The organism is Aliiroseovarius sp. PrR006 (assembly GCF_010500215.1).
Taxonomy (GTDB): domain Bacteria; phylum Pseudomonadota; class Alphaproteobacteria; order Rhodobacterales; family Rhodobacteraceae; genus Aliiroseovarius.
In genome coordinates this window covers 1-23,251 of sequence record NZ_JAAGOY010000007.1, presented here as the reverse complement: position 1 = coordinate 23,251, position 23,251 = coordinate 1, and the positions used below count along the sequence as shown (strand labels likewise).

The 23,251-nt window shown below is 60.0% G+C and carries 24 protein-coding genes and 1 tRNA gene; 5 read left to right on the top strand and 20 right to left on the bottom strand.

From position 1 onward, the window contains the following. Nucleotides 1-14 precede the first annotated feature (14 nt). Nucleotides 15-344 carry a DUF6476 family protein gene (locus tag G0Q00_RS08655; RefSeq protein ID WP_163038447.1) on the bottom strand — a complete coding sequence of 110 codons (330 nt, stop codon included), beginning with the start codon at nt 342-344 and terminating at the stop codon, nt 15-17. Here G0Q00_RS08655 and G0Q00_RS08650 point away from each other — a divergent pair. The 3 genes from G0Q00_RS08650 (at nt 343) to rpoH (ending at nt 3,937) form a co-directional block, all read left to right on the top strand. Further along, complete coding sequence (locus tag G0Q00_RS08650) at nt 343-1,377, top strand: RluA family pseudouridine synthase (RefSeq protein ID WP_163038446.1); 1,035 nt, start codon at nt 343-345, stop codon at nt 1,375-1,377. The two genes, G0Q00_RS08655 and G0Q00_RS08650, sit on opposite strands and share 2 nt — an antisense overlap. Nucleotides 1,378-1,409: 32 nt before the next feature. Next, the gene (gene cls / locus G0Q00_RS08645) at nt 1,410-2,858 is read left to right on the top strand and encodes a cardiolipin synthase (RefSeq protein WP_163038445.1); all 1,449 of its coding nucleotides are present in this window, start codon (nt 1,410-1,412) and stop codon (nt 2,856-2,858) included. Between the two features lie 182 nt (nt 2,859-3,040). Then, nucleotides 3,041-3,937, top strand: a complete 897-nt coding sequence (rpoH, locus tag G0Q00_RS08640; RefSeq protein WP_163038443.1) for an RNA polymerase sigma factor RpoH — start codon at nt 3,041-3,043, stop codon at nt 3,935-3,937. A 55-nt stretch (nt 3,938-3,992) separates the two neighbouring features. On the opposite strand, the gene G0Q00_RS08635 is transcribed toward rpoH, so the two are convergent. From G0Q00_RS08635 to G0Q00_RS08560, 16 genes are all read right to left on the bottom strand, one after another. Further along, a complete protein-coding gene (locus G0Q00_RS08635; protein WP_163038441.1) occupies nt 3,993-4,784 on the bottom strand; it encodes a hypothetical protein in 792 nt (263 codons plus the stop codon). A gap of 7 nt (nt 4,785-4,791) precedes the next feature. Continuing rightward, entirely contained in the window at nt 4,792-6,819 is a 2,028-nt protein-coding gene (gene paaZ / locus G0Q00_RS08630; protein WP_163038439.1) for a phenylacetic acid degradation bifunctional protein PaaZ, read from the bottom strand. 35 nt (nt 6,820-6,854) lie between these two features. Further along, nucleotides 6,855-7,613, bottom strand: coding sequence for a Phenylacetic acid catabolic protein (locus tag G0Q00_RS08625; RefSeq protein WP_163038437.1), 759 nt, complete (start codon nt 7,611-7,613; stop codon nt 6,855-6,857). Between the two features lie 10 nt (nt 7,614-7,623). After that, nucleotides 7,624-8,688, bottom strand: coding sequence for a 2Fe-2S iron-sulfur cluster-binding protein (locus tag G0Q00_RS08620; protein ID WP_163038435.1), 1,065 nt, complete (start codon nt 8,686-8,688; stop codon nt 7,624-7,626). A 9-nt stretch (nt 8,689-8,697) separates the two neighbouring features. Next, entirely contained in the window at nt 8,698-9,159 is a 462-nt protein-coding gene (paaD, locus tag G0Q00_RS08615) for a 1,2-phenylacetyl-CoA epoxidase subunit PaaD (RefSeq protein ID WP_163038433.1), read from the bottom strand. Nucleotide 9,160: 1 nt separating this feature from the next. Then, complete coding sequence (gene paaC / locus G0Q00_RS08610; protein WP_163038431.1) at nt 9,161-9,919, bottom strand: 1,2-phenylacetyl-CoA epoxidase subunit PaaC; 759 nt, start codon at nt 9,917-9,919, stop codon at nt 9,161-9,163. Beyond that, entirely contained in the window at nt 9,919-10,203 is a 285-nt protein-coding gene (paaB, locus tag G0Q00_RS08605) for a 1,2-phenylacetyl-CoA epoxidase subunit PaaB (RefSeq protein WP_108856777.1), read from the bottom strand. The genes paaC and paaB overlap by 1 nt, the downstream gene beginning before the upstream one ends. An 11-nt stretch (nt 10,204-10,214) precedes the next feature. Further along, a complete protein-coding gene (gene paaA / locus G0Q00_RS08600) occupies nt 10,215-11,192 on the bottom strand; it encodes a 1,2-phenylacetyl-CoA epoxidase subunit PaaA (RefSeq protein ID WP_163038429.1) in 978 nt (325 codons plus the stop codon). Between the two features lie 2 nt (nt 11,193-11,194). Then, a complete protein-coding gene (pcaF, locus tag G0Q00_RS08595) occupies nt 11,195-12,397 on the bottom strand; it encodes a 3-oxoadipyl-CoA thiolase (protein WP_163038427.1) in 1,203 nt (400 codons plus the stop codon). Nucleotides 12,398-12,574: 177 nt separating this feature from the next. Then, nucleotides 12,575-13,510, bottom strand: coding sequence for an AEC family transporter (locus G0Q00_RS08590; RefSeq protein ID WP_163038425.1), 936 nt, complete (start codon nt 13,508-13,510; stop codon nt 12,575-12,577). Then, nucleotides 13,507-14,328: an MBL fold metallo-hydrolase gene (locus tag G0Q00_RS08585; RefSeq protein ID WP_163038423.1), complete on the bottom strand. Its 822-nt coding sequence runs from the start codon at nt 14,326-14,328 to the stop codon at nt 13,507-13,509. Before G0Q00_RS08585 ends, G0Q00_RS08590 begins: the two co-directional genes overlap by 4 nt. Further along, the gene (locus tag G0Q00_RS08580) at nt 14,325-15,128 is read right to left on the bottom strand and encodes a TatD family hydrolase (RefSeq protein WP_163038421.1); all 804 of its coding nucleotides are present in this window, start codon (nt 15,126-15,128) and stop codon (nt 14,325-14,327) included. Before G0Q00_RS08580 ends, G0Q00_RS08585 begins: the two co-directional genes overlap by 4 nt. Before the next feature lie 16 nt (nt 15,129-15,144). Then, a complete protein-coding gene (locus tag G0Q00_RS08575; protein WP_163038419.1) occupies nt 15,145-16,272 on the bottom strand; it encodes a DNA polymerase III subunit delta' in 1,128 nt (375 codons plus the stop codon). Then, entirely contained in the window at nt 16,269-16,901 is a 633-nt protein-coding gene (tmk, locus tag G0Q00_RS08570) for a dTMP kinase (RefSeq protein ID WP_163038417.1), read from the bottom strand. The genes G0Q00_RS08575 and tmk overlap by 4 nt, the downstream gene beginning before the upstream one ends. Before the next feature lie 7 nt (nt 16,902-16,908). After that, on the bottom strand, nt 16,909-18,108 hold the full coding sequence (locus G0Q00_RS08565; protein WP_163038415.1) for a D-alanyl-D-alanine carboxypeptidase family protein: 1,200 nt from the start codon (nt 18,106-18,108) through the stop codon (nt 16,909-16,911). A gap of 61 nt (nt 18,109-18,169) precedes the next feature. Beyond that, nucleotides 18,170-19,072, bottom strand: coding sequence for an SPOR domain-containing protein (locus G0Q00_RS08560; protein ID WP_163038413.1), 903 nt, complete (start codon nt 19,070-19,072; stop codon nt 18,170-18,172). Nucleotides 19,073-19,270: 198 nt separating this feature from the next. Here G0Q00_RS08560 and G0Q00_RS08555 point away from each other — a divergent pair. After that, nucleotides 19,271-19,360 (top strand) — tRNA-Ser (locus G0Q00_RS08555). A gap of 357 nt (nt 19,361-19,717) precedes the next feature. Next, nucleotides 19,718-20,425, top strand: coding sequence for an IS6 family transposase (locus G0Q00_RS08550; protein ID WP_163038412.1), 708 nt, complete (start codon nt 19,718-19,720; stop codon nt 20,423-20,425). A gap of 88 nt (nt 20,426-20,513) precedes the next feature. On the opposite strand, the gene G0Q00_RS08545 is transcribed toward G0Q00_RS08550, so the two are convergent. The 3 genes from G0Q00_RS08545 to G0Q00_RS08535 are packed head-to-tail and all read right to left on the bottom strand — an operon-like array spanning nt 20,514 to nt 22,992. Further along, complete coding sequence (locus G0Q00_RS08545) at nt 20,514-20,882, bottom strand: cupin domain-containing protein (RefSeq protein WP_163038410.1); 369 nt, start codon at nt 20,880-20,882, stop codon at nt 20,514-20,516. Between the two features lie 11 nt (nt 20,883-20,893). Next, nucleotides 20,894-21,916, bottom strand: a complete 1,023-nt coding sequence (gene pta / locus G0Q00_RS08540) for a phosphate acetyltransferase (protein ID WP_163038408.1) — start codon at nt 21,914-21,916, stop codon at nt 20,894-20,896. A 26-nt stretch (nt 21,917-21,942) separates the two neighbouring features. Continuing rightward, nucleotides 21,943-22,992 carry a YeiH family protein gene (locus tag G0Q00_RS08535; RefSeq protein WP_239058402.1) on the bottom strand — a complete coding sequence of 350 codons (1,050 nt, stop codon included), beginning with the start codon at nt 22,990-22,992 and terminating at the stop codon, nt 21,943-21,945. Between the last annotated feature and the right edge of the window lie 259 nt (nt 22,993-23,251).

Sequence of the window (23,251 nt, the reverse complement as noted above, 5' to 3'; positions counted from 1 at the left end):
AGAATGCGAATAGGTTAGCGCAGGTTGATGCGTTTTCGTAGCTGTCCGTCTGTCTCGTAGATCAGTATTTCATCACCCGATACGACACCGATCCAGTCGCGCCCCAATGTGACGGTCTCGGCCGTCACACCCTCGGGCAAGGTGATTTGATCTGGTAAGGGCAGAGTGTTCGCAGTGGGCGAGGTCTGAGAGAATCGCATCACCACAACCGTGATCAGCACGATCATTCCCAGAATCGTTGCCACCGTCATTGCCGTGACAATCGTTTTCAGATAGCGCACGGTGCCAAGGCCCACGCTGTCCTCTAGGGCTGCGTCCAGTTCCTGTTCAGGAGTTTTGTCCATGTCTACCTCGCACCGGATTGTCCGGGTCATCATAGCCGAGAACCCGCCCAAGCGCCTTGATAAGGCGATTGCGCGCGATGTGCCAGAGGAAGCAAACCTGTCACGGTCCCGTTTGGCCAAACTGATCGCTGAAGGCGCGGTCACGATGGGTGGGCAGGTGATGGATGATCCGCGTGGAAAACTGGCAGAAGGGGATGAGCTGGAGATCCGCGTGCCCGAGGCTAATGAAAGCCATATCGGCCCCGAAGATATTCCGCTGGATATCGTTTACGAAGACGATGATCTGATCGTGGTGAACAAGCCTGCGGGCATGGTGGTGCATCCTGCGCCGGGTACGCCAACGGGTACGCTGGTCAACGCGCTGCTGCATCACTTTGGCGGCAACCTGTCCGGTGTGGGCGGCGAAAAGCGCCCCGGCATCGTGCATCGGATCGACAAGGATACTTCAGGCCTGCTGGTGGTCGCCAAATCCGATGCGGCGCATCACGGGTTGGCCAAGCAGTTCGAAGCACACTCGGCCGAGCGGCACTACTTGGCTGTCACCCACGGCGCGCCGGATCAGGCGGATCCGCGTTTGGGCGGCATCAAAGGGACGAGCTTTGAGAAGGGCAATATCCTGAAAATCACCACCCAACTGGCGCGCCACAAGACAGATCGTCAAAGACAGGCGGTGCTGTTTTCGGGGGGGCGTCATGCGGTAACGCGGGCGCGGATTTTGGAAAGCTTCGGCACCCCCGCACAGGCGGCTTTGATCGAATGCTGGCTGGAAACCGGGCGGACCCACCAGATTCGTGTACACATGTCCCATGCCGGACATGGGTTGATCGGAGACCCCACCTATGGCGGGCGGCGTAAGCTGAACGTGAAAGTGGTAGGCCCCGAGGCGGTCGAGGCCGCACGCGCCTTCCCGCGCCAGGCGCTCCACGCCGCGACGTTGGGCTTCGTGCATCCGGTCTCGGGCGAAAAACTCAGCTTTGAAGCGCCAATCCCAGACGATATGCTGGCCTTAATCGAAACCCTGCGCGCGGGCTAATCCTCGCGCGCTGCGTAAGAGGTAAGGCGAGCATGTTCGAGATTTCCTGGGCGGCGACCTGGGGCAGCACGTGGGCTGTCCTGCTGGTGCTTCTGGACATCGCAACCATCGCCCGTGCGGTCACGCGCGAGCATCGCTCGGCAGCGTCAAGGCTGGCTTGGGTCGTCGTGATCATGTCGCTTCCGCTTGTTGGTATCATCGCCTATTTCTTTCTTGGGGATACAAGTTCAGATCGTAGATCAGATAAGAAACTCAAGGACTTGCGGCGCGAACTGCCAAAGCGACCACAAGGGGAACTGCTCCCGCCCGAGCTGCTGTTACTGTATCGCCAATCTTTCGCGCGGGCGGCGTCGGTCAATGGGTTTCAGCCGGTGGCGGGCAATGACGCAAAGGTAACTGCAGACAGCAACGAAAGTATTGATTGGTTGGTTGCAGACATTGATGCCGCCCGCGATCACGTACATTTACTGTTCTATATCTGGTTAACCGATCAAAATGGCACCCGCGTGGCAGAGGCCTTGATGCGGGCCGCTGCGCGCGGTGTGACCTGTCGAGTCATTGTTGATGGGCTTGGGTCGCGTGGACTGTTAGCGGATCCGCTGTGGAGGAAAATGAAAGAGGCTGGTGTCGAGACTGTCGTGGCCTTTGCCTTCCGGTTCGCCTTGTTCGCCGCCTTTTTCCGTCGTCTTGATATCCGTAACCACCGCAAGATCATCGTGATTGACCACGATACGACGTATGTGGGCAGTCAGAACTGTGCCGACGCGGCGTTTCTGGTGAAGAAGAAATTTGCGCCGTGGGTCGATATCATGATGCGCATCACGGGGCCGGTGGCATGGCAGTCGCAGCGGCTGTTCGTTTCGGATTGGATGGTGAATGGCGGGGCGGACATTTCGTCGATACTGCAGCGCGAGACCCCGGTGCCAGAAGGCGGGTTCCCAGCCGTTGTTGCCGGAACGGGCCCGAATATCAGCGTGCAGGGTGTGCCGGATATGGCGCAGATGCTACTGGCCTCGGCGCAGGAGGAGGTGGTGATCACCACGCCTTACTATGTGCCGTCAGAAGCCCTGCAGCAGCAGATCTGCGCCACCGCCGTGCGGGGCGTGCGGGTGCGGCTGAACGTGCCGGCCAATAATGACAGCCATTTCGTCGGTTTTGCCTCACGCAGCTTCTACCGCGCGCTTTTGAAGGCCGGGGTCGAAATCCACGAGTTTCAGCCGGGCCTTTTGCATGCGAAAATCCTGACCGTGGACAGGCAGGCGGCGCTTGTCGGCTCGCCCAATCTGGATCGGCGCAGTTTCGATTTGAACTATGAAAACAGCATGATGCTGGCGGATCCGGTCACTGTCGGCGCAATCGTCGACAAACAAGAGCTGTTTCTGAACGCCTCTCTGCCGGTGTCGCGCAAGAAGGTGGAAAGCTGGTCCATTAGCAGACGGGTTCTGATCAACACTGTCGGAATGATGGCGCCGCTACTGTAATTTGCATTTGCAACTTTCTGCACGAAGCCGTGAGGCAATGTGTCATCCTCTTACAATTGGGTGCAGAGGTTCATACTCTGATAACGAAAGATGACGACACCCTCTTGAAAACCGTGTTGTAAGGCTTATCTCGATGTTAAGCCCTTAAACATGAGGGAAGCGGACAGGAGAAGTTTGCAACGATGAGCAACTACAAAAATTTGCCGGCCCCGACGCCAGAAGGCGGTTTGAATCGCTATCTTCAGGAAATTCGGAAGTTCCCGATGCTGGAGCCGGAACAGGAATATATGCTGGCCAAACGCTGGGCGGATCATGAAGACCGTGATGCGGCGCACCAGATGGTGAACTCGCACCTGCGTCTGGCTGCCAAGATCGCCATGGGTTATCGCGGCTATGGTCTGCCGCAGGCCGAGGTGATTTCCGAGGCCAATGTGGGCCTGATGCAAGCCGTGAAACGCTTTGATCCCGAAAAGGGCTTCCGTTTGGCGACCTATGCTATGTGGTGGATCCGTGCTTCGATTCAGGAATACATCCTGCGTTCGTGGTCGCTGGTGAAGCTGGGCACGACCTCGGCTCAGAAGAAGCTGTTCTTCAACCTGCGTAAAGCGAAGGCGCGCATTGGTGCGCTGGAAGAAGGTGACTTGCGTCCCGAGAACGTTCAGAGAATTGCCAATGACCTTAACGTGACCGAGGACGAAGTGATTTCCATGAACCGTCGCCTGTCGGGCGGGGATGCGTCGCTGAATGCGACCGTCTCGAACGATGGTGAAGGCGCGATGCAGTGGCAGGACTGGCTGGAAGATGAAGATGCCGACCAAGCGGGCGACTACGCTGAATCGGATGAGTTGAATGTCCGTCGCGAGCTTATGGCGCAAGCCATGGAAGTTTTGAACGACCGGGAGAAGGATATCCTGACTCAGCGCCGCTTGAAGGACAAACCCGTTACGCTGGAAGATTTGTCGGGTGTCTATGATGTCAGCCGCGAACGGATCCGCCAGATCGAGGTTCGTGCGTTCGAGAAGCTGCAAAAGCGTATGCAAGAGCTTGCTTCTGAGAAGGGCCTGCTAGAACACGCCTGATCCAGACTGCAAATGAAAGAACGGCCCTGTGCAAACTGCGCGGGGCCGTTTCTGTTTACGGGGCCAGCTGTTCAATGGGGAGAGGTCCAAGTGCGGTCAGTGCTTGTTGTACTAGGGCACGAACTTGAAGATTAGGGCAGATTGCTTCGACCGGAAGTTCGGGCAAACGCAATGCGATGCGTCGCCATTCATGCAGCAAAACCAGTCGGAGCGCAGCACGATCCAACGCAGGTAGGGTGTGCAACGTGCCAATTGGCAGTTGCGAGATTGTTTTTCGCAACTGATCCGAATCCATTTGCAACTTGGATGGTGCCAGTGTTGCGATGACCCAGTTGGGCAGCTCTGTTTTCGGGTCAGAAAGATGCAGTGCGTCGGGCGTGGCCTGCGGAGCAGAGGTGCCAAGGAACACACCGGGCACAAGTTCACTGAACCCCTCAGCAATCAGAGCGTCAAAGCTGCCATCATCCTCGGCCTGCGGGGGGAGGACCAACAGATGCCACTGCTCGGGCGTGGCGCGTGCGGGGCCATAGATGCGATCGGCTACGGCCTTGGTCTGCGCCAGACCGTCCGATGTCAGGTGGTAGACCGACCGGCGCCCGTGGCGCGTGCTTTCGATCCAGCCATCTTTGCGCAGACGGTGCAGCGCTACACGGGTGGCTTCGGGGCGGATGCCAAGGGCAGCCATGACCTTGCCCAAGGCCTGACCGGAAACGCCAGACGCATCTGCATCTGGCGTACCCATAACAGTCAGATCCCCCATCAAGGTAATGATCACCGACCAAACGCGCAGATCACTGCTGTCGCGCAGATGCGCCAGAGTGTCCTGAAGCGTGTCGGTCGGGGTCATTGCGTCCTCAATAGGCGTTCATCGTCAGAAGTTCGTATTCTGCCACCAGTTCGTCATCCTGATTGGCGAGGGTGACGTGCCAGCGCACTTCGCCGTATTCGTCTGTCCTGCGGGTTTTGGCTTTGACGGTCAAGCGCACTTTCATGCTGTCGCCGGCCTCGACGGGTTTCATGAAACGTAGGTTGTCTAGGCCGGTGTTGGCCAGTACGGGGCCTTCGTTGGGTTCAACGAACAGGCCAGCGGCGAAGGACAGCAGCAGATAGCCATGCGCCACGCGATCCGGGAAGAACGGGTTCCGCTTGGCGGCCTCGCTATCCATGTGGGCATAGAACGTGTCGCCGGTGAAATGCGCGAACTTCTCGATATCCGCCAACGTGACTTCACGCGATTTGGTGTGCAGTGTTTCGCCAATCGACAGCTCACCATATTTGCGGGTGAACGGGTGGGCGGGACCTTCGATTTCTGTCGCACCGGGCACCCAACGCCCGCCGATCGAGGTCAGGATGTCGGGGCTGCCTTGAATGGCGGTCCGCTGCATGTAATGCAGAACGCCACGCACGCCGCCCATTTCCTCGCCGCCGCCAGCACGACCCGGACCGCCATGCACCATGTGCGGCAGCGGAGAACCGTGACCTGTCGATTCCTTCATAGAGGTCGCGTTGTTGAAGTAGAGGCGCCCGTGGAAGGCGCCTGCGCCCATGGCAACCTCGCGGGCCACGTCGCCCGACCCCGTGATGACCGAGGCGACCAGCGAGCCTTCACCCTTGTTGGCCAGCTCAATAGCGTGAGCAATGTCGCGGTAACCCATGATGGTCGAGACGGGGCCAAAGGCCTCGCATTCATGCACGATGGTCGCGGTGTCGGGGTTTTCGCAGTGGAACAGCATCGGCTTTACGAAGGCGCCCGGGTCAACATCGCCTTCGAAATCGATGTCATTGGGGTTGCCATAGACCATCTTGCTTTCCGATCCGATCGCGGCGGCCTTCTGCAACACATCCGTTTTCTGTCCAGCCGAGACCAAAGCACCCATGCGCACACCTTCGGCACGCGGGTCGCCGATCACGGTTTTATCCAGACGAGCAGACAGGGCCTCGATCACATTCTGAACCTGTGCTTCCGGCGCGATGATACGGCGGATGGCGGTACATTTCTGACCAGCTTTCGTCGTCATCTCGCGATGTACCTCTTTGATAAAGAGGTCAAATTCCGCCGTGCCGGGGGTCACGTCTGGGCCCAGAATGGAGGCATTCAGGCTGTCCTGTTCAGCCACGAACCGTACCGAGTTCTTCAGGATGTTCGGGTTCGAGCGCAGCATCGACGCGGTTTGGGCCGAGCCAGTGAAGCTGACGATATCCTGCGGGCCAAGGCGGTCCAGCAGGTCGCCGGTGCCGCCCGAGATCAGCTGCAACGCGCCCTCGGGCAAGATACCGCTGTCCAGCATGATGCGCACGGCGGCTTCGGTCACATAGGACGTGGCCGTCGCGGGTTTTACGATGGCGGGTACACCGGCTAGCAGGGTCGGGGCCAGTTTCTCCAGCATCCCCCAAACCGGGAAGTTGAACGCATTGATGTGGACAGCCACACCTTGCAGAGGGGTCGCGATGTGCATGCCAAGGAAGGTGCCGTTGCGCGAAAGCTGCTCGATTTCGCCGTCGATATAGACTTTACCATCGGGCATCTCGCGACGGCCCTTTGAGGCGAAGACGAACACAGTGCCGACGCCGCCGTCGATGTCGATCATGTGATCGGACTGCGTGGCGCCAGTGTCAAAGCTGAGGTCGTAGAGTTCCTGCTTATGCTGACCCAGATGCATCGCCAACGCCTTCAGCATCTTGGCGCGGTCATGAAAGCCCATCTCGCGCAGGGCGGGGCCGCCCACATTGCGCGCATAGTCGATCATCTTCTGCATATCCAGATCCGCGCCGCCCGCTTCTGCAAGCGGCAGCCCGGTGATGGCCGAGGCGATGGGGCGGGCATTGGCGCCCGGTGCAATCCATTGACCAGCCGCGAAGCTGGAGACTTTCATCAGGGTCATTCTCTGTCCTCTGTTCGTATGCGGTGGGGCGGCGCTTACGGCGCGCTCAGCCCCAGTTTTTCAAGTTGAGCAGCCGCAGCGGCTTCCCATTCCTCGCGCAGTTCCGCGTTCGACGAATGGCGCAGCCCAAAGGCTTGCAGCTGGCTGGCGCGGGTCGATACGTCCTTGCCGAAGCTTGCCGCCACACGGGGCCACCAATAATCGACGCTGGCTTGCAGGTCGGCCATGCTGGTGCCGGTTTCTACCAGACGCTCGATGCCCTCGGCGGCCAGTTCGGCGTGACGGGCCTCGACCGGGCCGACCGCACGGAAGGCTTCGGCCAAAGGCGCATAGGACACGCGTTTGAACTCGCTCATCTGCACGCCCACGGCCAGACCCATCAGAAGGTTCATGACCACGGCATCCGACCAGCCTTGCATTGGGTAGTTGAAGACCGAAAGACGCATATCCGTGTCGGTGCGCGAGGTGCCGATATCGGCGTCGCGCGCCACACGATCGGTCCACGGATGGTGGTTGGCATAGCGCGCAGTGTTGGCGCCGAAATCGCCCATGATCGACAGAACCTTGTCGGCGTTGTCGGTCTTTTCCAGAACGATCTTAGCAGCGGCAATACGCTCTTTGATGCCCGGGCCTTCGTTGATGATGTCGGCAAAGCCGGCAGCACCCGCCAGCGCAGAGTCCACAAAGGTGGCCATCAGGCGCATAAGCTCGGCGCGATAGCGCGCGGGGACGTTTTCGGGGTTGGTCAGGACACCGCCCTGAGCCAGATAATCGGTGATGCTCATATCAGACATTGGGGTCTCCTTACTGGTCGAAATCGACGACAATTTTGCCCGAGCGGGCGAAGGTCTGGCACGAGAGGACATAGCCTTTTTCGACCTCGTAATCTTCCAGCGCGTGGTTGGTGATCATGTCCACGTCGCCTTCCAGAACCTTACAGCGGCAGGTCGAGCAGACACCGGCCTTACAGGCATAGGGTGCGTCCATGTCGTTAGCGAGGGCGGCGTCCAGGATCGAGGTTTCGCCGTCCATTGTGATGGTGCGGCTGGCGCCGTCCATGGCGATTACCGCCTCGATGCCGTCACCGGTTGCTGCCGACGAACTGGCGGCTTTCTTGGCTGCGCGGCCCGGTTGGCTCGACGCAAACAGCTCGAACTTGATCTGCGCGTCATCCAGCCCGTGATCGCGCAGTGCCTTGGCGATGCCCAGCATCATCGGCTCGGGGCCGCAGATGAACGCGGTGTCGACGGATTTGATATCGATCCAGGTCTTGAAGAGAGCCGCGCATTTCGCCTCGTCCACCAGTCCGGTGAACAGGTCGATTTCCTGCGCGTCGCTTTCCAGAATATGGATCACGTTGAAGCGGCCCATATAGCGGTTTTTCAGATCTTCCAGTTCCTCGCGGAACATGATCGTGGTTACAGCCTTGTTGGCGTAGACCAGCGTGAACTCCGACTGCGGCTCGCGGGCCAGCGTGGTCTTGATGATCGACAGAACCGGCGTGATGCCCGAGCCACCGGCAAAGCCCAGATAGTGGCGGTTGGTGGTCGCATCCAGCGGGATGTGGAAGTTGCCCATGGGGGGCATGGCTTCGATGGTCGCGCCTTGGGTCAGCTCTTCATTGGCCCAGGTCGAGAACGCGCCGCCATCGACACGTTTGATGCCCACCTGCAGCTTGCCATCGTCCAGACCCGAACAGATCGAGTAAGAGCGGCGCAGTTCCTGCCCGTCAAAGTCGCGACGGAAGGTGATGTATTGGCCTTGAGTGAAGTCAAAGGCTTCGGGGTCGTCAGGGGTGAGCGTCACCACCACCGCGTCGCGGATGGTTTTCTGGATATCGGTCACAGTAAGATTGTGGAAGCGCGCCATGGGTGTCTCCTAGATGCACTTGAAGTAATCAAAGGGTTCAAGGCAGTCGCGGCATCGCCAGAGCGCCTTGCATGGGGTCGAGCCGAATTGGCTGGTGCGTTCCAGATTGTGGCCGCCGCAATTGGGGCAGCGTTCTGGTTCGCCTTTGGGCGAGGGCGGGGCGATGCCGTATTTCTCAAGCTTCGCCTTGCCCTTGTCCGACAGCCAGTCGGTGGTCCACGGAGGGGACAGTTGCTGTGTCAGGGTCAGCTTCTCGATCCCGCGGTCGCGCAACGCGGTTTCGATATCGAAATTGATCACAGACGTGGCCGGACAGCCGGAATAGGTGGGGGTGACGGCAACCTTCAAGGTGTCGCCTTCCCATTTCACATCCCGGATGATGCCCAGATCGACCAACGAAATCACGGGGATCTCGGGGTCGGGCACCTGGTCCAGCCAGTCCCAAATCGTATCTACTGACGGCTGACCCATTTTACCAGGTCGCGCCCGGATAAGCGCGCTGCAGCCATTGCATCGAGCAGAGCAGATGGCCCAGATGCTCGGTATGCATATAGCCCGTGCGCCCGCCCTTGTGGTGGAACGTGTCGGTCGGGATGGTCAGGGTTGCTTGCCCCAGAACCTTGCCCACCAGCGCGTCATATTCTTCACGCAAGCCAGCGGGGTCGGGGGCAATGCCTGCCTTGACCATGGCCGCGTCGACCTCGTCGCTGTCGAACATTTCGCCCACATAGGGCCAGAGGTAATCGAGTGCGGCCTGCATACGCGCATGGCTTTCCTCGGTCCCGTCGCCAAGACCAACCACCGTGTCGCCCGAACGCTCTACGTGATAGGCCACTTCCTTGGACGCCTTGGCTGCAATCGCAGCCACACGTTCGTCGGACGAGGTCATCAGACGCCCCATCATCACCGACGCCCATGCGTCATAGAGGAACTGGCGCATCAGGGTCTGACCGAAGTCACCGTTGGGCAGCTCGCACAGCAGGACGTTGCGGTAATCCCAGGCGTCGCGCAGGAAAGCCAGATCGTCAGCCGAACGGCCTTTGCCTTCGACTTCACCCGCAAGGCCCAGCCAGAACTGTGTCTGACCGATCAGGTCCAGCGCGGTGTTGGCCAGTGCGATATCTTCTTCCAGCACCGGCGAATGGCCACACCATTCGCTGACGCGGTGGCCGAGGATCAGGCTGTTGTCGCCCATCCGCAGCAGAAATTGAAAGAGTGCGTTGTCAGCCATTACATGTGCCCCACTTCTTCGGGGATGTCGAAGAAGGTCGGGTGACGATAGACCTTCGAATTCGAGGGCTCGTACAGCGGACCTTTTTCTTCCGGGCTGGAGGCTGCGATGTGCTGTGCTTCCACAACCCAGATCGACACGCCTTCGTTGCGACGGGTGTACACGTCACGGGCGTTCTTGATTGCCATTTCAGCGTCCGGCGCGTGCAGGCTGCCCACGTGACGGTGGCTCAGGCCATGCTGACCGCGGATAAATACTTCCCAGAGGGGCCATTCTTTCGACATGTGATCTCTCCTTATTCGGCGGCTGTGCGTGCAGCGGCTTTTTTGCGGCCATGGGCCAGAAGACCGTCGCGCACCCATGCGCCGTCTTCCCAAGCGTTGGTCCGGTCGTTCAGACGGTCCACGTTGCAGGGGCCTTTGCCTTTGATAACGTTGAAGAACTCGGACCAATCGGGGTCCGAATAGTCATAGTGGCCGCGTTCCTCGTTCCATTTGATGCCGGGATCGGGCAGATCCAGACCCAGATATTCGATCTGCGGGACGGTCTGGTCGACAAACTGCTGGCGCAGGTCGTCGTTCGAGCGGACCTTGATCTTCCAGGTCATCGACTGCTCCGAATGGACGCTTTCGCTGTCCGACGGGCCAAACATCATGATCGCGGGGAACCACAGGCGGTTCACGGCGTCTTGTGCCATGGCTTTCTGCGCAGGCGTGCCAAAGGCCATCTGCATGATCGCGTGATAGCCTTGACGTGCGTGGAAGCTTTCTTCCTTACAGATGCGGATCATCGCACGGCTATAGGGACCATAGGATGTCCGCTGCAGCGCCACTTGGTTCACGATGGCGGCGCCATCTACCAGCCAACCCACGGCACCGATATCGGCCCAGTTCAGGGTGGGGTAGTTGAAGATCGACGAATACTTCATCTTACCTTCGTGCAGCAGCTCGACCAGTTCGTCGCGGCTGACGCCCAGCGTTTCCGCGGCCGAGTACAGATACAGACCGTGGCCGGCCTCGTCCTGCACCTTTGCCAGCAGGATCGCCTTACGCTCCAGCGTCGGTGCGCGGGTGATCCAGTTGCCTTCCGGCAGCTGACCCACAACTTCCGAGTGCGCGTGCTGGCCGATCTGGCGGATCAGCGTCTTGCGATACGCCATCGGCATCCAGTCTTTCGGCTCGATCTTTTCGTCGCGGTCAATCCGCGCCTGAAACTCTTCAAGCAGCTTGGGATCCTCGTCCGAGGCCTCGGCTGTGATCATCTGTGCATACATCGTCAGATCCTTTCCAGAATAAGGGCAACGCCCTGTCCCACACCCACACACATGGTGCACAGCGCATAGCGCCCACCGGTGCGTTGCAGTTGATACGCGGCAGTCAGTACAAGGCGCGCGCCGGACATGCCCAGCGGGTGGCCCAGTGCAATCGCACCGCCGTTCGGGTTCACGCGCGGATCATCATCCGCGACACCCAGTTCGCGCAGCGTGGCAAGGCCTTGGCTTGCGAACGCTTCGTTCAATTCTATCACATCGATCTGGTCGATGGTCAGACCAGCTTTGTCCAGCGCCTTGCGGCTGGCCGGAACCGGGCCAATGCCCATAACGCGGGGCGCAACGCCTGCCGCCTGCATGGCAACCACGCGGGCCATCGGTTTCAGGTTGTTGGCCTTGGCTGCGGCTTCCGAGGCGATCAGCATCGCCGCCGCCCCATCGTTCACGCCCGAGGCATTGCCAGCCGTAACCGTCAGGTCCGGGCCGTTCACGCCGCGCAGGCCTGACAGCTTTTCAGCCGAGGTGCCCGGGCGGGGGTGTTCGTCGGTGTCGACAACAATGGGATCACCCTTGCGCTGCGGAATGGTCACCGGAATGATCTCGTCCGCGAACATGCCAGCCTCGTTCGCAGCGGCCCAGCGGGCTTGGCTGCGAGCAGCAAAAGCGTCCTGATCTTCGCGGCTGACGTTATAGTCCTCGGCCACATTGTCAGCCGTTTGCGGCATCGAATGGGTGCCGTGCATCTTGTCCATCTTCGGGTTCACGAAGCGCCAGCCGATGGTGGTGTCATAAACCGCATTGGCGCGAGTGAAAGCGCTGGTGGCTTTCGGCATCACGAAGGGTGCGCGGCTCATGCTTTCGACGCCGCCTGCGATGCACAGGTCATAGTCGCCTGCTTTCACACCACGGGCGGCCATGCCCACCGCATCCATTCCGGATGCACACAGGCGGTTGATCGTAGTGCCCGGAACTTCGACCGGCAGACCAGCCAGAAGGGCAGCCATGCGTGCCACGTTGCGGTTGTCTTCGCCCGCCTGGTTGGCCGAGCCATAGATCACGTCATCAATCGACGCCCAGTCCACATCTGGGTTGCGCTCTTTCAAAGCGGCGATTGGCAGTGCGGCTAGGTCGTCGGCTCGAACGCTGGACAGCGCCCCGCCATATCGACCGATCGGAGTGCGCACCGCGTCGCAGATGAAAGCTTCCATATATCCCTCCCGGAATGTCCAAGCGCGGCGCGGGATAAGCTTGCGGCGGCTTGGAGTATTGCTGACCGTTTGGTCGAATATAGTGCGAATGATGATTCGCCACAATAGATATGTTACGAGAAATTTTTCTCGCACCGCTATTGGTAACAATACCTAGGAAAGAAGCTGTGGGGTGGGTCAGGCAGCACCCAGAAGAGCCAGCCATCCCCACACAGTGAAAATGGAAAGTGCCGTTCCAACCAGAACCGTCGTGGCCGCCACACGTTTGCCAACGCCATAGAGGTTCGCAAAGACATAGGCATTGATGCCCGGGGCGCTGGCGGCGGTCAGGATGGCGGATCGGAAGGCGTCCGTTTCCAGTGAGAATGTGCTGCCCAAGGTCCAAGTAATGGCCGGGTGCACAATCAGCGAGACGACGCACAGGAACGCCACGATCTTCAGATCGCCCTCGGGCCGGTACAGGTACAACACGCCCCCCAAGGCGAACAGGGCGGTCGGCAGCGCGGCGCGGCCCACTAGGGCCAAAGCCTCAAGCAATACGCCGGGCAGGGGCAAGCCGGTCAGGTTTACGACAAATCCTGCCGCAATGGCCAAAACCAGAATGTTGCGCGACATCGAGCGCCCGATCTGGCGCAGCGTTTGCAATGCGCCATTTCCTTGCGCCCGCGCAATCTCCATCGCGGTAATCCCGATCCCATAGCAAAATGGCGCATGCAGTGCGATGATCGCATAGTTCCCGGCCAATGCGTCCGGGCCGAAGGCGCGCTCGGTGATGGGAAGTCCCAACAAAAGCGAGTTGGAGAAAAGAGAGACGAAACCGATCGCAACCGCGTCAGGCCAGGGGCGACCGAACAGGTAGCGCGCTCCGCACAGGCCCGCGAAAAAACCGGCCAAGGCACCAGCGTAGAAACTAAGGAGCAAGGGCGCGTTGAACTCGGATTTCAGATCCAAACCGGCAATGGCTAAAAACAGAAGGCAGGGGATGGCGACGCTTTGGGCGAATTTCATCAGCCCATCAATCGCGCCGTCCGACAAGACATTGCGCCAGCGCACGACATAACCGAAACCGACCACCAGAAAGACCGGCAGGACGATATCGATCAGCGTGTTCATGAATGCCGAATGGGCAGAACCATCCCGTCAAAGGCCACGGTCACATTGTCAGGCGTCTCTGCGAGGACGGTATCATAGTCTAGGTCGATATGCATGTTGGTCAGCACGCCCTGCTTGGTCCCCGAGCGTTTGATCCACTCCAGCGCATCATCCAGATTGAAGTGGGTCGGGTGGGGCGAACGGCGGAGCGCGTCGATGACGAAGATATTCAGGCCCTGCAGCACATGGGTCACGTCCTCGGGGATTTCGCTGACATCGGGCAGATAAGCCAGATCGCCAATGCGGAAGCCCAGCGAGTCCATGTTGCCGTGGCGGACCTCGAACGGGGTCATACGGATCGGGCCACCGTCGCCGTCGATCACCACGTCTTCGTCATCGCGGATGGCATGCAAGTCCAGAATGGGCGGATAGCTCGAGCCCTCGGGCTGCACGAACGCATAGCCAAAGCGCGACATCAGCGCGGTCTGCGTGGGGCTGTCAGCCCAGACAGGCACACGTTTGCGCATATTATAGACGATCATCCGCAGGTCATCGATGCCATGCATGTGGTCGGCGTGGCTGTGGGTATAGACCACCGCGTCCAATGCGCCGACGCCTGCGTCTAGAAGCTGGCTGCGCATGTCCGGTGAGGTGTCGATCAGAACACGGGTGACGCCGCCATCGTCACCGACACGTGTTACAAGTGCCGAACATCGTGTGCGGCGGTTCTTAGGATTGCTAGGATTGCAATCGCCCCAATTCCCGCCCAAACGCGGTACGCCGCCCGAGGATCCACAGCCAAGGATGGTGAAGTAGGTGCCGGGCGACAGGTCCGTCATGCGGGCACCTCATACGCGGCCGCCTTGGCGAAGAGGCGCTCGAAGTTTGCCTCGGTCTGGGCGGCGAAATCTTCATAGCTGAGGCCATACAGTTCGGCGCCGACCTTGGCCGTATGTACGGTGAAAGCAGGCTCGTTGCGTTTGCCGCGATAGGGTGGGGGGGCCAGATAGGGCGCGTCGGTTTCGACCAGAATGCGATCGACCGGGGCGGCGGCGAAAATCTCGCGCACCTCTTTGCTGCGCGGGAAGGCGGCGATGCCGGACATGGACAGGTAGAAGCCCAGATCCAGCGCGGCCTTGGCCAATTCGGGACCAGAGCTGAAGCAATGCATCACGCAGTCAAACGCACCCTTGCTGTGTTCTTCGGTCAGAATGCGGGCCATGTCGTCATCCGCGTCGCGCGAATGGATGATCAGCGGCAGACCCGTCTGGCGCGCCGCCTCGATATGGAGCAAGAGGCTTTCGATCTGCACATCGCGGCTGTCGGCGGTGTAGTGATAATCCAGCCCGGTTTCCCCGATGCCGACGAACTTGGGATGGGCGGCCAGCGCCACCAACTCCTCGACCGAGACCATTGGCTCCGACGCCACGCTCATCGGATGGGTGGCGGCGGCGAAGAAGACCGGCGCGTGATTTTCGGCAATGGGCTGCACTTGTGGCAGGTTGGCCATTTTCGTGCAGATCGTCACCATGCGCGCGACGCCCGCGTCGGCGGCATTGGCAATCACCTCACCCAGACGCCCCTCGAAATCGGGGAAGTCCAGATGGCAGTGGCTGTCGGTGATTTTTGGCGTGCTCATAGGGGGCGTCCTTGCCTCAGGCCGCCAATTTCACGGCCGTGTCGTTGATCTTGAAAACCATATCAAGGATGAGCGCAGCCGGGTCAAGGTTCACCGCCCGTCCATGGCTTGCGCGGGCCGACAATTCCTGTTGCAGGCTCGCCCAAGAGCGCGCCGCAGTGGGGTGGGGCGATAGGCGCGCAAGGCAGGCCGCTTCGCCCGGCGCGGCCTCGGCCGCTGGGCGGAAACCGGCCCCGTGGCGGGCCAGTCGCGCCAGAAACAGGTCAAACAGATGCAAGATCAGCGCATAGCGCTCGGCATTGGCTTTGCCGGCCGCGCTTTCCGCCAGTTTCAACGCACGGGGGCGGTCGAAATCGCGGTTCTGGAAGATCTGAACCAAATCGCCGTAGGTGCCCAAGCCGTTCAGGTGCAGAAGACGCAGCGCGTCGCCCGCCGACCCTGCGGCCAGTTCATTCAGGCGCAAAACCTCGTCCGCCGAGGGCGTTTCATCCAGCCCCGCCATGACCTGTGACAGCGCGTCCGGCGCCAAAGGCGGCAGGCGCAACTCGCGACAACGCGAACGGATCGTGGGCAGAAGGCGTGTTGGTTGGTGGCTGATCAACAGCAGCACCGCACCCTCGGGCGGTTCTTCCAAAAGCTTCAGCAGCGCGTTGGCGGCGTTGGAGTTCATTTCGTCCGCCACGTCGACGATCACGACGCGACGCCCGCCACCGGCCGAGGACAGCGCGAAGAAGCTTTTCAGCTTACGCACCTCGTCCACGGTGATCTCGTTTTTCAGACGCTTTGCCTTCTCGTCCCAAGGGCGGCGCAGAAGGAACAGGCCCGGCTCGGACAGGGCCGCGATCCGGTGCGACACAGGATGGTCGGGTGAAATGTCCAGCGTCTCGGGGGCAGGGGCGTCGAACATGCCGCCATCATCCGGCGAGGTGGCCAGAAGGAAGCGCGCGATGCGCCACGCCAGCGTTGCCTTGCCCACGCCGCGCGGGCCGGTGATCAGCCAGCCGTGATGCATCCGGTCCGAGTTATAAGCCGAGAGAAACGCCTGTTCCGCCGCGTCCTGCCCGATCAGCCGGGTAGCTTCGCGCGGATGCGGGGCGCCTTCGATCTGGTCGGGCTGCGGGATGTCGTCGGGATCGGTGCTCATGCGATGCGGGCCTTGATTTCGGCCAGTGCAGTGGCCAGCACATCTGCGGCGACCACGTCGATGTCGCGGGTGCCGTCGATCACGCGGAACCGGTCGGGATGATCTTGCGCAAGTTCAAGAAACCCGGCGCGCATCTTGTGTTGAAGCTCGGCGCCGAAATCCTCGAACCGTTCTTCGGTGCCACCACGCCCCTTGGCACGGGCGTGACCCAGGTCGGGGTCCATGTCGATCAGGAAGGTCACATCAGGTTCACAGCCGATCATCAGATCATGCAGCGCATCGACCTGCGCGCGTTTGTCGCCGGACCGGGTGCCCTGATACATGCGTGTGCTGTCAGCGAAACGGTCGGTGATGACGATCTTGCCCTCGGCCAAGGCTGGGTTGATCAGACGTTCCAGATGGTCGCGGCGGGCGGCGGTGAACAAGAGCAATTCGGTCTCTGCCGACCAGCGGTCGGGGTCACCTTCCAGCACCAGCGCACGGATTTCCTCGGCCCCGGCCGAGCCTCCGGGTTCGCGGGTCAGGACCACGTCATGGCCTTGTTGCTGCAAAGCCTCGGCCAGCAGACGCGCTTGCGTCGACTTGCCCGAGCCGTCGATGCCCTCGAAACTGATGAATAATCCGCCCATGATCAGGTCAGTTTGTGCTTGAGGTCGCGCCGGGCAGCGCAACAGGGGGCGGGGTGTCGCCGCCCAAGACCATCGCCAGAACCTTACCTGCCGCGGTGGCCAGGCGCTTGGTATAACCAGCATTGCCCACGCCAAATTCAGCATAAAGGGGCACAACCGTGTCGCTGAGCCCATCGCGACTGATCACCATCTGGGCCAGCTCTTGTCCTTGCGCGATGGGGGCCGGGATCGGGCCGGTCCAGTTGACCGTCGCGGTGATCCCGCCACGCTGCCCTGCTGGGATCAGCAGGTTCACATCCTCGGCCGGAACCAGTCCGACCGTTGCGCTCGATCCCAGCCAGACGGGGGCCTCGGCCACGCGCTGGCCGGCTTTGACGGTGGTTTTCATGGTGAACTGACGGAAGGCCCAGTTGACGATGGCTTCGGCCTCTTCGGCACGTTCTTTTTCCGACATCATACCCGAAATGACGAACACGATACGGCGATCTCCCTGACGGGCAGACCCGACCAGACCATAGCCTGCTTCCTGCGTGTGGCCCGTCTTCAGGCCATCTGCGCCAATGCCAAGCCGCAAAAGCGGATTGCGGTTGAAGCGGTTGTCCGGGGCACGGTCCTTATAGTGATACTCGGTCTGCGAGAAATAGCGGTAGTAGTCCGGGAACTCGACAATCAGGTGACGCGCCAGAAGCGCCAGATCTTTCATCGACATGCGTTGCATCGGGTGTGGCCAGCCCGAGGCGTTGCCGAAGCTGGTGTTTGCCAATCCCATATTGCGGGCGCGGTCGGTCATCATGCGCGCAAAGGCGTCTTCCGTGCCTGCCAGTCCTTCGGCAACAGCCACGCAGGCGTCATTGCCTGACTGAACGATGATACCCTGCAACAGATCCTCGACCGTGGGGCGATCGCCTTGAGTCAGGAACATGGTCGATCCGCCCATATTGGCGGCCCGGTCCGACACGCCAAACGGGGTCGAGAGCGTCACACGGCCATCCGCCAAGGCCTCGAACAGCATGTTGACCGTCATCAGCTTGGACATCGACGCAGGCGGCAGGGGAACTTCCGCGTTCTTCTCAAGCAGCACGGTGCCCGTGGTCACATCCAGCACATAGGCCGAGGTAGCGCGCGTATCGAAAGCGCGCGCGGGCAGCGCTGCGATGAAAACCAACGCCACAAGGGCTGAAATGCGCAATGTCAGGCGACGAAACATGGTCAGGTAGTGTCCTTTGGTTGTCAGTGGGGCCGTTTGGCCCAAGATCTGCTATCCGGTCTTAGTTGGTGACGGCATAGGCGTCGACGAAGCCAAGCCCCTTAATCTTGTTCAGCACGGCCTCAAGCTCGGCTTTGTTTGTTGCGGGTCCCGCAACCACGCGCCAGAACTTCTTACCGTTCGAGTTGCCCGGCTTGATCGTCGGAATAATCCCGATACCGCGTAGAGACTCCGCCGCGTTCTTCGCGTTCTGTTCAACCGAGAAGATGCCGATCTGGATGAAGGGTTTAGACGGGGTGCCTGCGGGGGCAGGGGCCGCAGGTTTGGCTGCAGCGACAGGTTTGGTGGCTGCAGGTTTAGCAGTGGGTTTTGGTGCGGGGCGTGTGCCAACGCGAGGCGTCGTTTTCTCGGTGCGATCCAGCGCCGCTTCGGCGGCGGCAATCGGATCATCCAATGTCGATTGCGAGATCTCGGCCGGATCTTCCAAAACCGGGTCTTCCACAGGCGGAGGCGCCACAGGCACCTTCTGTTTGCGCAAGGCCGTGACAGAGAGTTCAGTCGGCGCACCCGCTAGAATTCCAAGCTCGGCCGCCGCTTCGGACGACACTTGCAGGCGAGGGCCCGGAATCTCACGTTCACGACGGAAAAGTGCCGCCACAGCGGATTTCCCGTTCGCCGGATTTCGGATGATCACGCGTTCCGGATCTTTCGCGCTGGGGTGTGCAACCCAGACGCCGCCAAGGCTGGGGCGTCCATCCCACAGGCCTTTCTCAGTGACCTGAAAGACCTCGGGTGCCTCCACATCACGTTCGATGACTTCCCCCTGGCGGGCGGTTGTTTGCGCATTTCGCTCGCCAGAGTTGGCGTTTTTCATGAAACCGGGAAGATTGGTGTCGTCGCACGCTGCAACAAGAAGGGCACCTCCAAGTGCCATGGCCACTTTCACGGTGGTCTTTATCGACATATCGCGCCCCTAGGTTCTCTGATGTGGGATCTTCGGATCCAGACTGCTCGTTCAGGGTGACCCCCGGATTTGCAGGCAGTCTAAACACAACATTGGCGCGAGAAAAGAGTGCCATTTACATCGATCCCCCATGAGCACCTTCCCGCGTGAATTCTTCACTTTCAGAATCGCTCGATGGAAGTTAAGCCTCACATCGTCGGAGGAGTGGCAGAGTGGTTGAATGCACCGGTCTTGAAAACCGACGTAGGTGAAAGTCTACCGTGGGTTCGAATCCCACCTCCTCCGCCATATCATTTATTTCAACAAAAACAATGATTTGTATGGGGAACCACTTTCCTTATTGACCACGTAATTAACCACGTAATTGCCCCTTATCCGCTGTTTTCTTCTTTTTCTTCGTCAGCGGCAGACTGTCGCTTTACTGGGAAGCCGCGCTCATCCAGCCCGCGCTGCTGGCGCAATCGCCCCATGGCTGTGTGAAATTGGCGTGTTGGAGAAGGTATGGGGGAGTAGATTCAAATGCCGCTTGTATCACTCAAATCCATTTGCGTGATGCGTATGCTGTGCTGCTAACAACTTTTCTTTTGTTGGTCTTGTCAGAGGGATGACCTTGAGGAGGGCAGGGCGGTTTCGTAGCGTTGCCTCATGACCAAACGCGGCCCACTTCCCCACTTCCGAGCCTCACCCGAAATCATCCGTTTGACGGTGATGGTGTATATTCGGTTTCCTCTTTCACCCAGGAATGTAGAAGACTTGCTACATGAGCGCGGCATCGATGTGAGCTATGAATCTGTTCGTTTCTGGTGGCAGCGGTTCGGGCCGAAGTTTGCTTCGGAAATCCGCAAGAGGCGGGTCCAGCATCTGCGGCACCACTCGAATTGGCGTTGGCACTTGGATGAGATGTTCGTGAAGATCAACGGTGAACGGCACTATCTGTGGCGGGCCGTTGACCACGAAGGCGAGGTGCTGGAAAGTTACGTGACGAAGACACGCAACAAGAAGGCAGCATTGAAATCCCTAAGAAAAGCAATGCGTAAGCACGGCCAACCAGAAGTAATCGTGACTGACAAACTTCGTTCCTATGGAGCTGCGATGAAGGAAACCGGCAATGCCGATCGACAGGAAACTGGCTGCTGGCTAAACAATCGCGCCGAGAATTTCCATCTACCATTTCGACGAAGGGAGAGGGCAATGCAGCGCTTTCGGCGATTGCAAAGTTTGCAGAAGTTCGCCTCCGTCCACGCCGCTGTCCTTAACCTCTTCAATTCGGAACGCAGCTTTTACTCCAGATCAAATTCCAAGCTGAACCGTACCGCCGCTCTGGCCGAGTGGCGCCAACTTTGTGCCGACTAAAGGGCAGCATCACTGTCCTTGCTGAGGCTAGCTCGAATTAGTCTGACAGCACCGGCGCGTACTCTGTTTTCTCGAACGAGTGTAAGGCTCACTGGTAACTGGTATCGCGGATCACGAAGTGCTTCGTGGTGGTTTCCAGAACCTCCCAAAAGCCCTTGAAACCGTCCGGGATGAAAAACGAACCGCCTGCAGTGAACTCTTGCCGTGTTCCGTCTTCATGGATCAACGCGCATCGGCCGGACACGATATAGCAATACTCGTCCTTGCCCGCGAAGGCGTGCCATTTGCCAGGTGTCGACGTCCAAACCCCGACGGTCAGCTTTCCGTCCGGGCTTGTCGAATGGACCCAGATATCCTGATGCGGATCGCCTTCGACGACGCAGTTCGGGATATCCGCAAGACGACGCGAGGTTTTGGCGTCGGACGTTTGGCTTAGATCGACAACGTGGGGGAGCATGTGTCTTCTCCTTATTCTTCAGTATTCGGGGTGTCTGCGGCCTCGGCCTGGGCGGCGGTGACGGCGATCATGTGCAGGATGTCTTCAGCCGAGCATCCGCGCGACAGGTCGTTGGCAGGGCGCGCAAGGCCCTGAAGGATCGGGCCGATGGCTGCAGCTCCGCCCACGCGCTGGGCGATTTTGTAGGCGATGTTACCCGCTTCGAGATTGGGGAAGACAAAGATGTTCGCGTCGCCCCCCAATGGCGATCCGCTGGCCTTGGACGCTGCGACGTCCGGAACGAAAGCCGCGTCGAACTGAAGCTCGCCATCAATCAGCAGATCAGGGTTGGCCGCGCGTGCCAGTTCCGTGGCTGTGACCACTTTCGACACCTTGTCATGCGAGGCACTTCCACGCGTCGAGAACGACAGCATCGCAACCCGAGGCGTGTCGCCGGTCAGGGCCACGAAGGACTCGGCCGATGCTTGCGCGATCTGGGCCATTTCCTCGGCCGAGGGGTCCACCACAAGGCCGCTGTCGGTGAAGATATGCGCGCCTTTCTTCGCGTGGTGATCCTTGCAGAACAGCATCAGGAAGAAGCTCGAAATCAGCTTGGAGCCCGGTTTGGGTCCGATCACCTGAATGGCGGTGCGCACGATCTCGGCGGTGGTGGCGACAGCGCCGCCAACGGTGCCATCGGCGTGGCCCGATTTAACCAGAAGGGCCGCGAAGACATGCGGTGATTTTGCGGCGTCTCGGGCCATCTCGGGTGTGACGCCCTTGTGCAGGCGCAGCTTGTGAAACAGCACCGCCAGTTCATCCAGCAAAGGCGAGGTTGTCGGGTCCTGGATCTCGATCCCATTGCCGGGTGCGGCGCCAGCGCGGGCAAGCTCGGCCTGCACATCGGCCTCAGGTCCCACCAGCACAATCCGGGCGATCCCTTGCGCGCGGGCATCAATCGCTGCGGCCACAGCGCGGGGATCGGCACCTTCGCTCAGCACAATCTTTTTCTGCGAGCGCGCCGCGTTTTTCAAAAGCATTTCAAGCGGTTTCATCGTCTGATCCTTTTCGACGGATTTGCTTAGTGGCCCAACATCAGGACGCCAGCGAGGACAAAGAGCGCGATAAAGATCGTCTCGACCACGATCATCGCGATCGCCTGTCCACCCACTTCCAGAATGCGCTTGAGCGAGGTCTTCATGCCCACGGCCGCGATCGACACCAGCAGCGCCCAACGGCTAAGCGACGACATCGCGTCGACCATCACAGCCGGGATCAATCCGATCGAATTCAACGTGGCGAAGATCAGGAAGCCGACCACGAAGGACGGAAGAATTGGTGGGCGTTTGCCCTCGGTCGCATTATCCTCGGCAAAACGGCGCACCATGATCGAGATGATCAGGACCACCGGGGCCAACATCGCCACGCGGATCAGCTTGACCATCGTGGCCACTTCGCCCGCCTGATCCGAGACCGAGAAGCCCGCACCAACAACCTGTGCCACGTCATGGATCGTACCACCAAGGAAGACACCCGAGACTTCGTCGTTGAAGTCGAACGCCTCGGTCAGGATCGGATAGGCAATCATTGCAATGGTCGACAACACCGTAACCGACAGAACGGTGAAGATCAGGTTGCGTTCAGAATGCTCGTTTTTCGGCAGGACCGCAGCGATTGCCATCGCGGCCGAGGCCCCGCAGATCGCCACTGATCCGCCGGTCAAAAGACCAAAGCGCCAGCCGCGTCCAAGGACACGTGCCATCAGAAGGCCAAACAGGATGGTCAGGATCACGCCCAGCACAACGACCGAGATCAGTTTCGGCCCAAGACCCACCATCAGCTCGACACTGATGCGCGCACCCAGTAGCGCCACACCAAAGCGCAGCACGGTGCGGGCAGTGAACTCGATCCCGGCTTTACATACACCGCCGCTGTCTTCGGCCAGAAAGTGAAAGGCGATGCCCAGAAGCAGCGCCATCAGCATTGCGGGTGCGCCGTAATGTTCCGACAAGAACTGCGCTGCCGCAGCCACGACGACAGACACCAGAAATCCGCGCCAGTTATCCTGCAGAAACCCGATCAAACGCGGTGCAAATGCGGGGGCCGTGCTGTCCTGCATCATCACTTTCATCCTTTAAAAAGAAAAATGCGCCCCCTCTTCTTCAAGGGTGGATGAAGAGAGGGCGCAGGGACTGCCGGGGCGTAGGCCTGCCCCGGCAAGGGAGAGGTCATCAAACCTGTTGAGGTTTCATGTCGTCTTTGCTGATGCCAGCGACCTCGACGGGTTTCTTCATCGCGTCGCGGCGGAAGGGTTCGCCCAGTTCCTGGTTGATCATGGCTTCGATCAGGGTGGTGATGCCGTTCTTCTGGTCTTCCACGGCCTGGTTCAG

Excerpts from the sequence above, each read along its gene's own strand:
- tmk (WP_163038417.1), bottom strand. The coding sequence starts at position 16,901 with ATGGGCGGATTATTCATCAGTTTCGAGGGCATCGACGGCTCGGGCAAG.
- cls (WP_163038445.1), top strand. The coding sequence starts at position 1,410 with ATGTTCGAGATTTCCTGGGCGGCGACCTGGGGCAGCACGTGGGCTGTC.
- G0Q00_RS08625 (WP_163038437.1), bottom strand. The coding sequence starts at position 7,613 with ATGTCTGATATGAGCATCACCGATTATCTGGCTCAGGGCGGTGTCCTG.
- G0Q00_RS08545 (WP_163038410.1), bottom strand. The coding sequence starts at position 20,882 with ATGCTCCCCCACGTTGTCGATCTAAGCCAAACGTCCGACGCCAAAACC.
- paaZ (WP_163038439.1), bottom strand. The coding sequence starts at position 6,819 with ATGACCCTGATGAAAGTCTCCAGCTTCGCGGCTGGTCAATGGATTGCA.
- G0Q00_RS08585 (WP_163038423.1), bottom strand. The coding sequence starts at position 14,328 with ATGACGGACCTGTCGCCCGGCACCTACTTCACCATCCTTGGCTGTGGA.
- paaA (WP_163038429.1), bottom strand. The coding sequence starts at position 11,192 with ATGTATGCACAGATGATCACAGCCGAGGCCTCGGACGAGGATCCCAAG.
- G0Q00_RS08655 (WP_163038447.1), bottom strand. The coding sequence starts at position 344 with ATGGACAAAACTCCTGAACAGGAACTGGACGCAGCCCTAGAGGACAGC.
- G0Q00_RS08565 (WP_163038415.1), bottom strand. The coding sequence starts at position 18,108 with ATGTTTCGTCGCCTGACATTGCGCATTTCAGCCCTTGTGGCGTTGGTT.
- paaC (WP_163038431.1), bottom strand. The coding sequence starts at position 9,919 with ATGGCTGACAACGCACTCTTTCAATTTCTGCTGCGGATGGGCGACAAC.
- G0Q00_RS08575 (WP_163038419.1), bottom strand. The coding sequence starts at position 16,272 with ATGAGCACCGATCCCGACGACATCCCGCAGCCCGACCAGATCGAAGGC.
- G0Q00_RS08620 (WP_163038435.1), bottom strand. The coding sequence starts at position 8,688 with ATGGCGCGCTTCCACAATCTTACTGTGACCGATATCCAGAAAACCATC.
- G0Q00_RS08535 (WP_239058402.1), bottom strand. The coding sequence starts at position 22,992 with ATGAAAGTGATGATGCAGGACAGCACGGCCCCCGCATTTGCACCGCGT.
- G0Q00_RS08635 (WP_163038441.1), bottom strand. The coding sequence starts at position 4,784 with ATGACCCCGACCGACACGCTTCAGGACACTCTGGCGCATCTGCGCGAC.
- G0Q00_RS08580 (WP_163038421.1), bottom strand. The coding sequence starts at position 15,128 with ATGAGCACGCCAAAAATCACCGACAGCCACTGCCATCTGGACTTCCCC.
- pta (WP_163038408.1), bottom strand. The coding sequence starts at position 21,916 with ATGAAACCGCTTGAAATGCTTTTGAAAAACGCGGCGCGCTCGCAGAAA.
- paaB (WP_108856777.1), bottom strand. The coding sequence starts at position 10,203 with ATGTCGAAAGAATGGCCCCTCTGGGAAGTATTTATCCGCGGTCAGCAT.
- G0Q00_RS08550 (WP_163038412.1), top strand. The coding sequence starts at position 19,718 with ATGACCAAACGCGGCCCACTTCCCCACTTCCGAGCCTCACCCGAAATC.
- G0Q00_RS08560 (WP_163038413.1), bottom strand. The coding sequence starts at position 19,072 with ATGTCGATAAAGACCACCGTGAAAGTGGCCATGGCACTTGGAGGTGCC.
- pcaF (WP_163038427.1), bottom strand. The coding sequence starts at position 12,397 with ATGGAAGCTTTCATCTGCGACGCGGTGCGCACTCCGATCGGTCGATAT.
- rpoH (WP_163038443.1), top strand. The coding sequence starts at position 3,041 with ATGAGCAACTACAAAAATTTGCCGGCCCCGACGCCAGAAGGCGGTTTG.
- G0Q00_RS08590 (WP_163038425.1), bottom strand. The coding sequence starts at position 13,510 with ATGAACACGCTGATCGATATCGTCCTGCCGGTCTTTCTGGTGGTCGGT.
- G0Q00_RS08650 (WP_163038446.1), top strand. The coding sequence starts at position 343 with ATGTCTACCTCGCACCGGATTGTCCGGGTCATCATAGCCGAGAACCCG.
- paaD (WP_163038433.1), bottom strand. The coding sequence starts at position 9,159 with ATGGGTCAGCCGTCAGTAGATACGATTTGGGACTGGCTGGACCAGGTG.